The organism is Microtetraspora sp. AC03309 (assembly GCF_020826795.1).
In the GTDB taxonomy this organism is placed as follows: domain Bacteria; phylum Actinomycetota; class Actinomycetes; order Streptosporangiales; family Streptosporangiaceae; genus Microtetraspora; species Microtetraspora glauca.
Window position 1 is genome coordinate 38,188 of record NZ_JADDIL010000022.1, and the last position, 15,022, is coordinate 53,209.

Annotated in this window: 13 protein-coding genes; 9 read left to right on the forward strand and 4 right to left on the reverse strand. The window is 69.8% G+C overall.

Annotated features, from left to right (window positions below; genetic code table 11):
• Window positions 1-41: 41 nt before the first annotated feature.
• The 4 genes from IMZ11_RS15360 (at window position 42) to IMZ11_RS15375 (ending at window position 2,798) form a co-directional block, all read left to right on the forward strand.
• A complete protein-coding gene (locus IMZ11_RS15360; protein ID WP_228641913.1) occupies window positions 42-440 on the forward strand; it encodes a hypothetical protein in 399 nt (132 codons plus the stop codon).
• On the forward strand, window positions 437-1,372 hold the full coding sequence (locus IMZ11_RS15365) for a hypothetical protein (protein WP_228641915.1): 936 nt from the start codon (window positions 437-439) through the stop codon (window positions 1,370-1,372). The genes IMZ11_RS15360 and IMZ11_RS15365 overlap by 4 nt, the downstream gene beginning before the upstream one ends.
• Window positions 1,373-1,424: 52 nt before the next feature.
• Window positions 1,425-1,745, forward strand: a complete 321-nt coding sequence (locus tag IMZ11_RS15370) for a YbaB/EbfC family nucleoid-associated protein (RefSeq protein WP_228641918.1) — start codon at window positions 1,425-1,427, stop codon at window positions 1,743-1,745.
• Between the two features lie 225 nt (window positions 1,746-1,970).
• Window positions 1,971-2,798 carry an MOSC domain-containing protein gene (locus IMZ11_RS15375; RefSeq protein ID WP_228641919.1) on the forward strand — a complete coding sequence of 276 codons (828 nt, stop codon included), beginning with the start codon at window positions 1,971-1,973 and terminating at the stop codon, window positions 2,796-2,798.
• Window positions 2,799-2,855: 57 nt separating this feature from the next.
• On the opposite strand, the gene IMZ11_RS15380 is transcribed toward IMZ11_RS15375, so the two are convergent.
• Window positions 2,856-4,829 (reverse strand): ATP-dependent DNA helicase, encoded by a 1,974-nt coding sequence (locus tag IMZ11_RS15380; protein WP_228641921.1) that lies wholly within the window; start codon window positions 4,827-4,829, stop codon window positions 2,856-2,858.
• A 236-nt stretch (window positions 4,830-5,065) separates the two neighbouring features.
• Here IMZ11_RS15380 and IMZ11_RS45925 point away from each other — a divergent pair, with 236 nt between their 5' ends.
• Window positions 5,066-6,334: a hypothetical protein gene (locus IMZ11_RS45925; RefSeq protein WP_305075877.1), complete on the forward strand. Its 1,269-nt coding sequence runs from the start codon at window positions 5,066-5,068 to the stop codon at window positions 6,332-6,334.
• Between the two features lie 52 nt (window positions 6,335-6,386).
• A complete protein-coding gene (locus IMZ11_RS15390; protein WP_228641924.1) occupies window positions 6,387-7,976 on the forward strand; it encodes a Na+/H+ antiporter in 1,590 nt (529 codons plus the stop codon).
• A gap of 23 nt (window positions 7,977-7,999) precedes the next feature.
• Here IMZ11_RS15390 and IMZ11_RS15395 read toward each other — a convergent pair whose 3' ends face one another.
• Window positions 8,000-8,257, reverse strand: coding sequence for a UBP-type zinc finger domain-containing protein (locus IMZ11_RS15395; RefSeq protein ID WP_228641926.1), 258 nt, complete (start codon window positions 8,255-8,257; stop codon window positions 8,000-8,002).
• 220 nt (window positions 8,258-8,477) lie between these two features.
• Here IMZ11_RS15395 and IMZ11_RS15400 point away from each other — a divergent pair, with 220 nt between their 5' ends.
• Window positions 8,478-8,810, forward strand: coding sequence for a YidH family protein (locus tag IMZ11_RS15400; protein ID WP_228641928.1), 333 nt, complete (start codon window positions 8,478-8,480; stop codon window positions 8,808-8,810).
• A 26-nt stretch (window positions 8,811-8,836) separates the two neighbouring features.
• Window positions 8,837-9,175, forward strand: coding sequence for a DUF202 domain-containing protein (locus tag IMZ11_RS15405; protein ID WP_228641930.1), 339 nt, complete (start codon window positions 8,837-8,839; stop codon window positions 9,173-9,175).
• Between the two features lie 145 nt (window positions 9,176-9,320).
• Here IMZ11_RS15405 and IMZ11_RS15410 read toward each other — a convergent pair whose 3' ends face one another.
• On the reverse strand, window positions 9,321-10,433 hold the full coding sequence (locus IMZ11_RS15410; protein WP_228641932.1) for a ferritin-like domain-containing protein: 1,113 nt from the start codon (window positions 10,431-10,433) through the stop codon (window positions 9,321-9,323).
• An 87-nt stretch (window positions 10,434-10,520) separates the two neighbouring features.
• Between IMZ11_RS15410 and IMZ11_RS15415 the strand changes: the two genes are divergently transcribed.
• Complete coding sequence (locus IMZ11_RS15415) at window positions 10,521-11,171, forward strand: TetR/AcrR family transcriptional regulator C-terminal domain-containing protein (RefSeq protein ID WP_061255437.1); 651 nt, start codon at window positions 10,521-10,523, stop codon at window positions 11,169-11,171.
• 127 nt (window positions 11,172-11,298) lie between these two features.
• On the opposite strand, the gene IMZ11_RS15420 is transcribed toward IMZ11_RS15415, so the two are convergent.
• Window positions 11,299-14,889 carry a DUF4082 domain-containing protein gene (locus IMZ11_RS15420; protein WP_228641934.1) on the reverse strand — a complete coding sequence of 1,197 codons (3,591 nt, stop codon included), beginning with the start codon at window positions 14,887-14,889 and terminating at the stop codon, window positions 11,299-11,301.
• Window positions 14,890-15,022: the final 133 nt, after the last annotated feature.

The window sequence follows — 15,022 nt, forward strand, 5'->3', positions numbered from 1 at the left end:
GGAGAACTAAAGTCCTCTGCGTCTTTCCGTGGTGTATCGGCATGGAGGTCGGATTGCCACAACCTGGCCAGGATGAGACGAACGTCAGTGCCACGAGCCTGAAGAGGCAGGCGGGGGAGTTCCGGGACCAACGCGACGCGCTGGAGGCGGCGTTCACCCAGGCCATGCAGAGCCTGCGAAGCCTCGGCAACTTCTGGGGCGGTGACGACGTGGGCCAGAAGTTCGCGGGCACGGAGGAGGGCAAGGGCTACCGGGCCGCGGTCAAGGAGGCCGCGGAGCACGTCGCGCACGTCCGGGACGGCTACCTCGCCATCGGCGACAATCTCGACGCCATGGCGGTCAACGTCGACGGGGCCAACTGGGCGTCCGTCGTCGCCCTCGTCACCGAGATCCACGGGCCGGAGATCGCGGTCCCGGTGACGCCGGCGGAACTCGAATGAGCCCGGCCCTGGGCTTCGTCAAGGCCCATCCGTTCGCGAGCGCGATGGGCATCGGCACGCTGGGCGGGGCCGGGCTCGTGACCTCGCTGCTCGCGGTGAGCTGGCCCGAAGGAGATCCGGACAGGCTGCGCAAAGCCGCCGATATCTGGGATGACCTCGCCGAGGCGATCGAGCGCACCAGGAAGGACGCGAACGACGCGGTCGGCCAGGTTCTCAAGAGCAATTCCGGTCCGGCGGTGGACGAGTTCCGGAACATGTGGACCGGCCGGTTCGCGGCCTATCCCGGCGACGTCGCGACATACTGCCGGGCCGTCGCCAAGGCGTGCCGCGAGTACGCCAAGGCCGTGGAGATCACCCGCTACGTGCTCGTCGTGCTCGCGATCCAGATGTTCGTGAACATCCTCTTCACCGTCGCCTGGGGGTGGGGGACCGCCGGAGTCGGCTCCCTCGTCCAGAAGGCGGTCATCGAGAAGGCGTTCAAGGGCCGCGCGATCCTGCAGAAGAAGCTCTTCAAGCTGAGCGTCGAAAAGATCATCTACAACTCGTTCTACTACCTGGGGGACAGCCTCGCCTACGCCGGTGGCCAGCAGGTCATCCAGTGGAGCATCTTCGAGCTCGCCGGCGTCCGGAAGGACCTCGGCGGCAACGAGGTCACCACCCTTGGGGTGAACGCGGAGCAGTTCGGGCGCGGGTTCGCCGCGAACATGGCCTTCAACGGCGTCTACGACCTGACGAAGGTGGCCCGCGTCCCCGTCAGCCCGACCGGCAACCTCCTGTCCAGGCTCGCCGGATCCGGCATGTACACCGTGACGGACAACGCCCTTCAGGGCGACATGTCCGCGCCCACGCTGGAGCAGTGGATCGCCAAGATCATCATTCACGGCGCCCGGACGGCCAAGCCGGTCAACGCGCCCGCGTCGGCCGGGCCGTGACCGGGCGTCCGGCCGGACATCCGGCCTCCGGGCGAGGAATACAGGAGAGACCATGATGCCGTTCTCCCCGACCGGGGATCCCGACGCCGACCGTGTGCTCGCCGGACTCCAGGAGCACATGGAGCGCGCGGAGGAGGTCGGGCGGAGGCTGGCCGAGGTGCGGGGCAGGGGCGAGGCCGCGGGGGGTCACGTCCGGGCGGACGTGCTGGCGACCGGCGCCCTGACCGGTCTGTACATCGATCCGAGGGCCATGCGCCTGGGCTCCGAGGCTCTCGTGGAAGCGATCATGGAGGCGGTCGGTGAGGCCGCAAGGGCGGCGACCGAGATGGCCGACGAGCTGATGACGCCGCTGCTCGAACCCTTCGATTCCTGACGTCTGAGGCGCCCCGCGCGTCGCCTCTCGGGTTCACGTCATCGGAGTGCGCGTCTCCGCCGGTGTACCCGTGAACGAGGCCGGATCGCAGGCGGGCGGGCGGCGATATGCCGACGTGCCACGAGGGGTGGTGGCGGCCCTGCGGTGATGCGCGGGCGGACCGGTCCGGCGACATCGGCGTGACGGCCGGTGGTGGTTCCCGAGAGAGCGCTCTATCGTTCGGTCATGCACCTCCGTGATATCCACATTTATCCCCTAAAGTCGGCTTCTGGTGTGCGGGTCGACCACGCATCCATCGAGCCCTGGGGTCTCGACGGAGACCGCCGGTGGGCCGTGATCGGTGACGACGGTGCGAACCTCTGGCTGGGCGAGTTCCCCCGCATGCTCTCGGTGACGGCGCGCAATCTGGCGCACGGAGGGCTCTCCCTGACCGCGCCGGGGCTGCCGGACCTCGTGGTGCCGCCCGCGACCGGAGAGAGCGTCCCCGTCGGCTTCACCGGGCTGGACCGGGCGGTCACCGCCGACGAGGCGGCCCACGCCTGGTTCTCCGAGCTGCTCGGCCGCCCGGCCCGCCTGGTCTGGTTGGACGACCCCCGGCGCCGGACCATCGATCCGAAGCACGGGGGACTGCCCGGCGAGGTGGTCAGCTTCGCCTGGGACGCGCCCCTGCTCCTGACGTCGGCGTCCTCGCTCCGGCTGCTCGACGAGTGGATCTCCGCAGGGGCGGTGCAGCGCGGTGAGGAACCCCCGGGCCCGCTGGCCATGGCGCGGTTCCGGCCCAACGTGGTCGTCGAGGGCGCCGAGCCGTACGAGGAGGACGGTTGGACGGAGGTGCGCATCGGCGACGTCGAGTTCCGGATGTCGGAGATATGCGACCGCTGCGCGGTCACCACCATCGACCCGGACACGTGGGTGAAGGGCAAGGAGCCGATCCGCACCCTCGCCAGGCACCGCAGGTGGGACGGAAAGACCTGGTTCGGCGTCCGACTCGTCCCGCGCACCCCGGGGAAGATCAGCGTCGGCGATCCGATCGTCCCACTGGCCCGGACCTGAGTCGCGGGACGCCGGATCTCAGGACGCTCCCGGCGGCCGCGGCACGGCGGGCGGGGCTCAGGCGGTGAGGCGGCGCAGGGCCTCCCGTACCTTCGCCGGGTCGGTGGTGCGCCAGAACGGGGGCAGCGAGCCCAGCAGGAAGCCGCCGTACCGCGCGGTGGCCAGCCGGGGGTCGAGGACGGCGACGACGCCCCGGTCGGTCATCGACCGCAGCAACCGGCCCGCGCCCTGGGCGAGGAGCAACGCGGCGTGCGTGGCCGCGACGCTCATGAAGCCGTTCCCGCCCTTGGCCGCGATGTGCCGCTGCCGGGCCGAGGCGAGCGGGTCGTCCGGACGCGGGAACGGGATCCGGTCGATGATCACGAGTGTGAGCGAGGGACCGGGGACGTCCACGCCCTGCCACAGGGACAGCGTGCCGAACAGGCAGGTCGCCGGATCGGCCGCGAACTGCTTGACCAGCAGTGACGTGGAGTCGTCGCCCTGGCAGAGCAGCGGCACGTCGAGCCGATCGCGCAGCGCCTCGGTGGCGGCCTTGGCGGCCCGCATCGAGGAGAACAACCCCAGGGTCCGCCCGCCCGCCGCCTCGATCAGCTCGGTGATCTCGTCGAGGTACGCCTCCGGAAGGCCGTCGCGGCCCGGCTGCGGGAGATGCTTGGCGACGTACAGGATGCCGCTGCGCGGGTGGTTGAACGGCGAGCCGACGTCGAGGCCGGTCCAGTCGTCGTCGGGGAGGCCCCACTGGCGGGCCATGCCGTCGAAGGAGCCGCCGAGGGCCAGCGTGGCGCTGGTGAGGATCACCGTGCGGTCGCCGAACAGCTTGTCGCGAAGCATGCCGCCCACGGACAGCGGGGCCACCCGGAGCGTCGGCGGCACCCTGCCGTGCCCGGCGTCCAGCCAGACCACCTCGGCGCGGTCCGCCTCGGACTCGGCGCCGAACGCGTCGAGCATGCGTTGCGCGGTGTCATGGGTCTCGTCGAGCGCCATGAACGCCGCCTTGCGCGCCCCCGCGCTGTCGGGATCGTCCTTGTCCTTGTTGCGCGGCCCGAGGGCGGTGATGCAGGCGAACGCGGCGTCCCTGACGAGCGCGAGGGTGAACCCGAGCGACTGGGGGAGATCGTCGACCCGCCCGGGCGGCGCCGCCGCGAGGAGGGCGCCGAGATCCTCGCCCGCCTCCTTCAGCCGGTCGGCCACACCCTGCTCGACGAGCCTGCCCGCCCGGCGGACCGCCAGGGCGACACCGGCCTCCGACAGCTCGTCGGTGACCACAGAGGTCACCCGGTCGACCAGCTCGTGCGCCTCGTCGACCACCACGACGTCGTGCTCGGGCAGGACGGGGAAGTCCTCCATCGCGTCGATCGCCAGCAGTGCGTGGTTGGTGACCACGACGTCCGCCTCGCCCGCGCGCTGCCTGGCCAGCTCGGCGAAGCACTCGGCGCCGCTCGGGCAGCGCTGCGCGCCCAGGCATTCCTTGGCGTGCACCGAGAACTGCCGCCAGGCCAGGTCGCTGACGCCGGGGACCAGCTCGTCCCGGTCACCGGTCTCGGTCTCGTTCGCCCACTCCTGGATCCGCTGGACCATCCGCCCGGTGGCGCTCACCTCACGCGGGTCGAAGAGCTGGTCGTCCTCGTCGTCGGGCATGCCGGCGCCGGTCTTGTGGCGGCAGAGGTAGTTGCGCCGGCCCTTGAGGATCGCGAACTCGGGCTTGTGCGGCAGATGCTTCTCCAGCGTGTCCGCCAGCCGGGGCAGGTCGCGATCGACGAGCTGGCGCTGGAGCGCGATCGTCGCGGTCGACACGACGATGGCGTCGCCGGTCTCCATGGCGTGCCTGATCGCGGGGACGAGGTAGGCGAGGGACTTGCCGGTGCCGGTGCCCGCCTGGACGGCCAGGTGCCGGTCGCTCTCCACGGCCTCCTGCACGGCTCGCGCCATCGTGACCTGACCGGGCCGCTCGGCGCCCCCGAGGCCGGTCACCGCCGCGGTGAGCAGCTCGTCGACAGGGGGCAGCGCGATCTTGGAGTCAGTGGATGGCACGGGAGAACGCTACCTGCTGCCGCCGACATTCGTTGCGTGACCGCGTCGGCACATCCCGGCGTTCCCGGTCCGGCTGGGCGAGCCGCATGGCACACTGGCGAGCATGCCCCTGATGGTCAAAAGTGATCTACCCGGCGGGGCGCGGGGGGTCCGGGACGGCACTGGAACTGGCGTTTCTGTAGGGATTCCCGTGGTCGAGTGGACGGATAAGGGCAGGTAAAGGCACTATGTCTGCCATGTCGGAAGTTGTCCCACTGCCATCGTTCGGTGAGGTGTTCTTTGACGCCCGCGGCCAGGACCGCGTTCTCCGGGTCACCTGGCACGAGGGAACGCTCGTCCTGAGCCTCTGGCGGGGCGAGATGTGCACCGCGAGTTTCCGCATGCCCATGGACGACGTCGGACGCCTCATCGACACCCTCGATGACGGCTTCACCGAGGCCGGCGGCCAGTACGCCGACGACCCGGGGACCGGCCCGCTGCACCAGGTCGACACGGGCCGGCTCGACGCGGGGGAGTACCCCGGAACCGGCCAGTACACCCGCCCGCAGCTCACCGAGCCGCCCGCGCAGGGATACCCGCCCCAGCAGGGCCAGGGAGGGTACGCCCAGCCCGGCCAGGGCGCCGTGCCGTACCAGCCGGAGCCGCAGGCTCCCGCCTACGCGCAGGCCGGCCCGGACGGCGGCTACGGCCGACCCGACGGTTACGGTCAGGACGGTTACGGCCAGGCGGACGGTTACGGCCAGGCGGACGCCGGCTACGGGCACCCGGACGCCGGCTACGGCCCGGACCAGGGCTACGGCCAGCCGGATCAGGGCTACGGTCCCGACCAGGGCTACGGCCAGCAGGACGGCGGTTATCCGCAGGCCGGGCCGGACTACGGCAGGGCCGACCAGGGCTACGGCCAGCAGGACCCCGACTACGGCCAGCCGGTGCCGTACCAGCAGGAGCCGGCGCCGGCCGCCCTCGGCCCGAACGACGTGCTGGTGGCCAGGGGCGCGCCCGGCGGCAGGGACCGGCGTGGCGCCTCCTCGGGCGACAGCGTCCCCAGGGAGAACATGATCGTGGGCGACTCCCTGCCCTACGAGCCGTCCCCCGGTTCCTACGGCCAGTACGAGACCGGCCAGGGGCAGTACGACCCGGGCTACGAGAGGGGCCAGTACGACCAGGGGGCGCGGTCCTACGACGCGGCGTCCCGGCCCGCCGACTCCTCTGGGGGCTCGTACGACCCGGGGGAGCCGGTGTACCAGTTCCCCTCTCCGGTGCCGGGACGGCCGGCGTACCGGTTCGATCCCGAGCCCTACCCCCAGCAGGGGCAACACCAGGGCCAGCAGCAGCCGCCGCACCAGCCGCCGCACCAAGGGGTGGATCCGAACGATCCGCTGGGCCTCGGCACGTCACCGGCGCGCCAGACCGACCCCTCCCTGACCCGGCCGTACGTGCAGGATCCGGTTTACACGACCGGCGAGCGGCTGCGTCCGGAACAGCGGGACGAACGCGACTGGTGATCGGGGGACCGCCCGGAGCCCGTGACGGCCGCGCGGGTACGCTCGACCGTTGATGGATATCTCGACGGCGGCCGGACTGGTCCTGCTGGCCACCGGCGCCCTCGTGGTGGCCGCGATCGCCAGGAGACGGGACCTTTCGGCGCCCCTGCTGCTGGTGATGGCCGGGCTGGCCCTGTCGTACGTCCCGGGAGTGCCCGAATACCGGCTCGACCCCGAGATCGTCCTGGTGGTGTTCCTCCCGCCGCTGCTGTACTCGGCCGCGCTGGACAGCTCCTACCTGCGGCTGCGCGACACCAAGCGGGCGGTGGGCCTGCTGTCGGTGGGCCTGGTGCTGTTCACCACCGTCGTGATCGGCCTGGTCGCGCACGCGATGATTCCGGAACTGCCGCTCGCCGCCGCCTTCGCGCTGGGCGCGATCGTGGCACCGCCGGACGCGGTCGCCGCGGTCGCCATCGGCCGCAGGCTCGGCCTGCCGCGCAGGCCGCTCACGATCCTGATCGGCGAGAGCCTGTTCAACGACGCCACCGCGCTCACGGCGTTCCGGGTCGCGGTCGGCGCGGTGGTCGGGACGGGTGTCGGGCTTCTCGAGGCGGGCGGGGAGTTCCTCTACGCCGCCGGCGTCGGCATGGCCATCGGCCTCGCCATCGCCTACGTCGCCGGGCTCCTGTTCCGGAGGCTCACCGACGCGCTCGTGACGAACGCCACGTCCCTGATCCTGCCGTACGGCGCGTACCTGGCGGCGGAGTCCGCGCACGCCTCCGGCGTGATCGCGGTCGTGATCGTGGGACTGTACCTCGGCCACCGGCTGAGCCACACGTCGTACGGGACCCGGCTCATCTCCAACGCGGTCTGGCAGGTCGCCGACTTCATCCTGGAGTCGATCGTCTTCATCCTCATCGGGCTCCAGCTCCGCCCGATCGTGCTCGGGCTGTCGGGTGAGCCCCTCGGCCGGATCCTGACGTACGCGCTGGTCCTGTTGCTGGTGGCGGTGGTGGCGCGGGTGGTCTGGATGATCCCCTCGACGTACCTGCCGAGGATCCTGTCCAAGCGGATCAGGCGGCGCGAGCCGAACCGGCCGCCGTGGCGGCACGTGGTGGTCCTGAGCTGGGCGGGCATGCGCGGCGTGGTCTCGCTCGCCGCCGCGTTCGCCCTGCCGCAGGACTTCCCCCGGCGCAACCTGCTGCTGTTCGTGACCTTCGTCATCGTGATCGGCACTCTGGTCGTTCAGGGGTTGTCCTTCCCCTGGCTGATCAGGAAGCTGGGCGTGTCGAACGAGCGCGAGCGCTACCAGGACGACCTGCACGAGGCCGCGGCGCAGCAGGCCGCCGCCGACGCGGCGCTGGCCAGGCTGGACGAGATGGTCGCCGACGGCGTGCTCGACGTCCACGAGGAGGTCATCACGATCCTGCGCGACCGTGCCGAGCGCAAGGCGCTGCACGCGTGGGAGCGGCTGGGCGGCGGCATCGGCCCGGAGGGTGAGGAGACGCCCGCGTCGCTCTACCGCCGTCTGCGCCGGGAGATGATCGACACGGAGCGAGAAGTGATCATCCGGCTCCGGGACGAGCGCCGCATCGACGACGAGGTGCTCCGGCGGATGATGCAGGAGCTCGACTTCGAGGAGGCGACCCTGGTCCGGGACTGACCAGCAGGTCCCGTCACGCCGGGTCAGGCCATCAGATTGTCCAGGTAGCACCAGCGCCAGCTCTCTCCGGGCTGGAACGAGACGATGACCGGATGTCCGGTGTCCCGGAAATGGGCGGTGGCGTGCCGTCCGGGCGAGGAGTCGCAACATCCGATGTGCCCGCAGTCCAGGCACTTGCGCAGGTGGACCCAGTGCGTCCCCGTGGCGAGGCACTCCTCGCACCCCTGCGGGGTCACCGCCGCCGGACTGCCCGCGGCCTCCAGATGTTCGCACGATGCCATGGGGTTCCACCCTTTCCTCAGGTTCAGGTCTCTCGGGGTCCCGGATCTCCGGGGTCTCCCTGCCTCTCCGGCGAGATCTCGGGCAATCCTGTTCGTGAGCCGCCGAAAAGGCGTGCTCGCGCGTCTTCAGCCTAGGTGCCGCCGTTCCCGGGAACATGCCTGCCCGTTTCCGGCATTCCACCATAACTAAGGGGAAATACGGCAAAATATCCTGTGTTTCATGGATGGGCACGAACCGGACCCTCGTTTCACGCTGGCCAACGAGCGGACGTTCCTCACCTGGCTCAGCACCTCGCTCGCGATGAGCGCGGGCGGCATCGCGATGGCGGCGGTGCCGGCGAACATCTTCGTGGACTGGGTCAAGACGCTGCTCGCCGTCGTGCTCGTGGTGCTGTCCGCGATGACCGCGGTCATGGCCTATCCCCGCTGGCGGCGCGTCCAGCAGGCGCTGCGCCGCCAGGATCCGCTCCCGCCGCCCGCCCTCGCGCCCCTGTTCGGGTACGGCGTGGCCGCGGTGGCGGTCATCGCCCTCGTACTGATCCTGATGGCCTGACGCCTCCCGAGACGGGAGTCCCCGAGATGGGTTCTGACATCACCTCCGCGGCCTGGGATCCCGGGCTGCAGAACGAGCGCACCCGCCTGGCGTGGGTCCGCCTGGGCGCGGCCTTGTGCACACTCGGCCTCGTCGCCGCCGGCGTGACCGTACGGCACGGCATGGGCGGCGTGCCGCTCGCCGCCTTCGCCTTCGGCGCGCTGTGCGGCGCGATGCTCCTCGCCCGCGTCGGCGTCCGCTTCGAGCGGCTCCAGCGGGCACTGCACCTGGGACATCCGCTGGACTTCATGACCGACGCGCTGATCGCCTGGTCAGGCGTCATGGCCGTCGTGGCGGGCGCCGTGATCTTCGTCGTGTCCGCGTGAGACCGGCGCCCCGCGGGCCCGCCGATCTCCTGAACGTCTCAGCCCTCGCGTCGCTCCGACCTGCGGCGACGAGGGCCGCGGCCGATATCGGCGCCTGGCCGCGCCCGCGTGACCAGGGTGCGAGGAGCCGCTCGGAGGCGGGGGATCAGTCGGCGGCCAGCGCGATGGTCGCGGCGACCTCCTCGTGCCGCTCGGTCTCCTCCTGGGCGAACCGCTCCGCGTCGAGCTTTTCGGCGATCTCCTCGTCCTGCCTCATCAGGGCCTCAAGGCTCTGCCCGGCCATGTCGAGGACGCCCATGTCGGCGTACGCCTGCTGCAGGCGCGGGCTCCACAGGCCGATGTCCTTGACGCACGGCACGATCCGGCTGAACAGCAGCGAGCGGAACAGCTTGAGGTAGTCCGACTCGTCGACGCACCGCATCGCCTCGTCGACATCCTGCCTGGACAGGTCGAGGGCCTCCCACGTCTCACGGCCGCGCAGGCGGTCGCGCATCAGGTAGCAGCCTTCGATGACGAAGTCCTCGCGCTCGCGCCGCTCGGCCTCCGACAGGTTCTTGTAGTAGTCGCGCAGCGCCATCCGGCCGAACGCGACGTGCCTGGCCTCGTCCTGCATCACGTACGCGAGGATCTGCTTGGGCAGCGGCTTGGTGGTGATGTCGCGCATCACGCCGAACGCGGCGAGCGCGAGGCCCTCGATCAGCACCTGCATGCCGAGGTAGGGCATGTCCCAGCGGGAGTCGTTCAGCGTGCTGTCCAGCAGGGCCTTGAGGTGTTCGTTGATCGGGTAGGCCAGCCCGACCTTCTCCTTGAGGAACCGGGCGTAGGTCTCGGCGTGCCGGGCCTCGTCCATCGTCTGGGTGGCGGCGTAGAACTTCGAGTCCAGGTCCGGCACCGACTCCACGATGCGGGCCGAGCAGATCATCGCTCCCTGCTCGCCGTGCAGGAACTGGGAGAACTGCCAGGCCGCGCCGTGGAGGCGGACGTCCTGGCGCTGCTGCTCGCCCATCCGCTCCCACAGGGGGGTGCCGTAGATCGCGATCGTGTTGTCGGGGATGCCGAGAACGTTGTACGGGTCGACTTCGAGGTCCCAGTCGATGCGTTTGACCGAGTCCCACTGCTTGTCCTTGCCCTTCTGGTAAAGGGCGAGCATGCGGTCCCGGCCGTCATCGTATTCCCAGGTAAACCTGGCAGAACCGGTCATCTCCACGTCCCACGTGGAGAGCTCGGCGGGGATGGTGTAAAGCTCGTGGGTCGACACCTTGACCTCCCGTCTACGTACACCGTACGTACGTCACCGTGTCACGTACGCTGTACGTCGTCAATGGCCTGGGGGAGAATCGGTTCCATGTCCACCCTGAACCGGGCGAGGATCGTCGCCGCCGCCGTGGATCTCATCGAGCGCGAGGGCGCCGACGCGATCTCGATGCGCAGGATCGCCGCCGAGCTCGGCGTCGGGGTGATGTCCCTCTACAACCACGTGCCGAACAAGTCGGCCCTGCTGGACGGCGTGGCCGAGGCGGTGCTCTCGGAGATCGAGTTCACCGACGACCCGTCCGCCCATTGGACCGATCGGGTCCGCATCCAGGCGCGGGCGTTCCGGCAGATCGCCCATCACTACCCGCGCTCCACGATGGTCGTGGTGAGCCGCCAGCTCCGGTCCCCGGCGGGGATGCTCCCGGCCGAGCGCGCCCTGGCCACCCTGCGCGACGCGGGCTTCGAGGGCGGGGAGGCGGTGCGGATGTTGCGCATGTTCATCGCCTACATCGTCGGCTCGCTGCTCCGCGAGGTCGGTGTGACGCCGACCTTCGCCCCCGTACGCCCGGACGCTCCGGTGGCCGAGGCCGATCCCGCCCTGTTCCCCGAGCTCAGCGCCCGCGCGCAGGAACTCGGCGCGTGCGATCACGAGGCGGAGTTCGAGTTCGGGCTGGAGCTGCTCGTCCAGGCCATGGCCGTACGGCTCGGCGAGCGCGGCCTGTCCGGCCACGAGACGGCGTGACATCACCCGGAATGCTCCTGATCCCCGGTTCTCGACGGACTCGAAGGTCACGCCCGTCGTCCCGGCACCGGAGGCCGGTCCTGCCGGCCGGCGCGAGGCGACGGCCGACAGGATCCACGTCGAGACCTCAATAGACGTCGAAGACGACGTCGACCCAGTAGTTGGTGGCTTGGAAGGTGTTGGTCGGGAAGGTGTTCGTCGCGCTGTAGGAGTACACGCCGTTGCCGCCCTGTGCGCCGTCCGCGAGCCCGATGAGCGGCTCGTTCGTGTATTGCGTGGTGAAGTACGGCCGGGTCACGGAGTAGTAGCCGGACGTCGTGTGGTAAGAGGCGACGTACGTGGTGCCGGCGGAAACGGGGACAGGTGTCAGGAAGAACACCTGCTGCCAGCCGGAGGCGGTCTCCCCGAAGGACGTCGTGCTCGCGAGTAACTGTCCGTCGCTCGTCCAGAGACTCACGGTGTGGGTCCCCGTGTTCAGCGGCCCCTTGTAGAACCGGATGCCCCGGATGCTTCCGCCGGTGATCGATGAGAATTTGACGCCGAGCGCCACGGGCTGCGGGTCGGGCTGGCTCACGACGGCCGGAACCGCCCCGTCGTCCCACAGACTGGCCGAGGGCGCGAACATCACGTCGACCCAGTAGTTGGTGGCCTGGTAGGTGTTGGCCGGGAAGGTGTTCGTCGCGCCGTAGGCGTATACGCCGTTGCCGCCTTGATCGCCGTCCTGCGGACTGACGAGCGCCCCGTTGGCGTACGCGTCAGTGAAATAGGAGTTATTCGTCGAATAATGGCCCGACGGTGCCAGGTAAGAGGCGACATAGGTGGTGTTGGCGACGATCGACACGGGGGTTGAGAAGGTCACCTGCTGCCAACCCGAAGCCGTTTCATTGGTGAACGTCGCGCTGGCGAGCTGCTGTCCGGTGCTCGTCCACAGGCTTCCGATGTGGGTTCCCGTGTTCTGGGGGCCCTTGTAGAAGCGGATGCCGGTGACCATGCCACTCGTGACCGCCTGGAACTTGACGCCGAGCGTCACGGACTGGGAGTCCGGGCTCGACAGAACCGCGGGGATGAACGTGTCGTCCCACAGGCTGTCCATCGGTACGAACAATACGTCCACCCAGTAATTGCTGGATTGGTAGGTATTGGTCGGGAACGAGCTGGTCGCACCGTAGCTGTAGACCCCGTTGCCGCCGCCCGCGCCGTCCGCGAGGGCCGTGAGCGGCCCGTTCGTGTGCGGGGTGGTGAAATACGGGCGCGTGAACGAATAGTGTCCCGACGGCGCGAAATATGAGGCGACATATGTCACGCCGGCGCTGACGGTGACAGGCGTGGCGAAGTCCACCTGCTGCCACCCGCTCGACGTCTCGCTGGTGAACGTCGCACTCGCCAGGAGCTGGCCGCTCGAACTCCAGAGATTGCCGGTGTGCGTTCCCGTGTTGAGCGCGCCCTTGTAGAACCGGATGCCCCTGATGACGCCCGCCTGGCTCGCCTGGAACCTGACCCCGAGCTCCACCGAGTTGGAGTCGGGGGAGGAGTCCACAGCGGGCACGTCGGTGGGCGCGAAGATCGTACAGGCGGTGCACGCCGTCACCACCGTGACGTTCAGCGTGGTGGAGGTGGTCTGGAGGTTGCCGATGTCGTCGACGGCCCGGACACTGATCGTCGCGGGCCCGGCGGTCGTGGGCTCCCAGCGGTACTGCCAGCTTGAGCGGCCCGTGGCCGGATGCCACGTGGCGCCGCCGTCGACCGACACCTCGACACCACCCACCACGCCACCGCCGGTGTCGGAGGCTGTTCCCTGGATGACCGTGGTCGTCAGAGTGGGCACCGTGCTGCCGCTCGCCGGGGCGGTGATCGTGGACGTCGGGGGGCTCGTGTCCGTGGACGCGGTGGCCGGGACCAGTCCGGGCTGGAGGCTGGCCGGCTGGGCTTTCATATCGGCGAAGAGGTTGACCGTGGCCTGCTGCATGGAAACGTTGGTGGGCGTACCGGGCCGGTCGTGCACGGCGTCGAGTCCCCATGCCCACTGGGTGGTCCCCGCTCCGAAGGTGAGCGCACCGTTCGAGGTTCTGTACAGCGTCAGAGCGTGGGTCGCGGTGCCGGGGCCGAACGCGCCGCCGAAGTTGACCAGGTATCTGTTCGTGACGCTGACGGATGTCCGCGAATACTTGACCGGGCCCGGCGGCTCCACCCCGTTGTTGGGCGTCACGTCCCATTCGTAGCCGAGCGTGCCGGCGGGGAAGACGGCGGTCTGGCCCGGCTGCAGCGACGCGACGGACGTGTTGCGCCACAGCCGCATGTCGCCGAACTCCGCCGGGACCGTGATCGAGTCGTTCGCGGTGCCGTTCACCCGGAACCATGTGCCGGTCACGGCGTTCTCCGGCCGCCCGCCGTCCGAGGGCGGCGAGAAACGAGGGTCGCGCCAGGTGCCGGTCCACTGCGGGCTCGGGTCGATCTTGGCGTTGGCCGTCGTCTCCTTGTAGCAGACGAGCGTCCGGAAGGGCGTGGCCGACCCGTCGACGCTGGCCTCCCACCTCGTCTTCCAGAACATCTCGTTTCCCGAGAAGAAGGCGAGGTTGACACCCTGATTCTGGGCGGCCACGACATTGTTGCGCATCTCGTTGGACCAGTACTCGTCATGTCCGCTGGACATGTACATCTTGTGGGTGAGCAGCGCCGCCGGGCGCATGGCGGTGTCGACGTCCGTGGTGTAGCTGACGTCGTAGCCGTTCGCCTCGGCCCATCGGACCATGGGGTACTCGGAGTTGAAGAAGAAGCTCTCCACCGAACCGTTGCAGCAGCTGCTGCCCCGGGTGGTCACCGGCCGGTTGTAGCTGACCTTGAAGGCGCGACCCGCGGAGGTGGGCGCCAGGTAGAGGCTCCCGCCGCCGTAGGTGTTGTACGCCTGCCAGGTGGCGTCGGAGGTCTGCAGCAGGATGTCCGATCCGCGCTCGTCATCCCGCACCACGAAGATGATCTGGCTCGCGCCGGTCGTACCGTCCGTCCTGACCAGGTTGGCGAGATAGACGCCAGAGACCGCGCCGGCGGGCACGGCCCATGACGCCGACACGGCCCAGTTGCCGCAGTCGTACAACCCGGTCGACGTGTCGCTGACGCAGGCCGGCTGGGTCTGTGGCAGGGCCGCCGAGGGAGTGATGCTCGTGATCTGCCGCGCGCCGTCTCCCCCGTAGTAGCCGACGCGGTAGATGTCGACGCGATAGGCGGTCGCGTCCGTATTGACCTTGAACTGGACCGTCTGCCCGTGGTTGACGCTCATCTGTGTCGCGAAGCCCTGGATGTTGGTGCTGCCCGCTCCAGGGATGTCCCACTGGCTCGGCGGAGTGCCGGGCAGGCTGTTCTCCAGGCAGATGATCGAGGTCGGCGGGCAGGCCGCACGGAGCGCGCGAGCACTGACCGCTCGGTTCCTGGCCGCCGGACCTCTGCTTGCAGAGCCGTTCTTCTTCGCGACGCCGGCCTTGTACGCGTGGGCGAGCGTCGTGGCGGGGCCGGCCCGGTGCGCCTGGGCGAGCGTCCTCGCGGACGCCGGGAGCGCGGTGCCGGCACCGGTCACCGCGCTCGTATGGAGGATGGGACCGCCCGGCCTCGCCTTGTCCGCCGAGGAGGACGAATCCAGCAGACCGATGACCACGATCAGGCCGAGTCCGAAGGCGATCAGACCCGCCCGGAGCAGGCGCCGGTCGGATGAGGGGGTTCTCGTCATATTTGGCATGCGCATTCCCATTCGCACAGCCCGCCGCGGGTTCGGGTAAAGAAGACCGGCCAGGTCGGCGCCCGACGTGTGGTTTACGCGAGAGGATCGGCGGGTTTCCCGTAATGGGGAAGGGGGTCGGGGG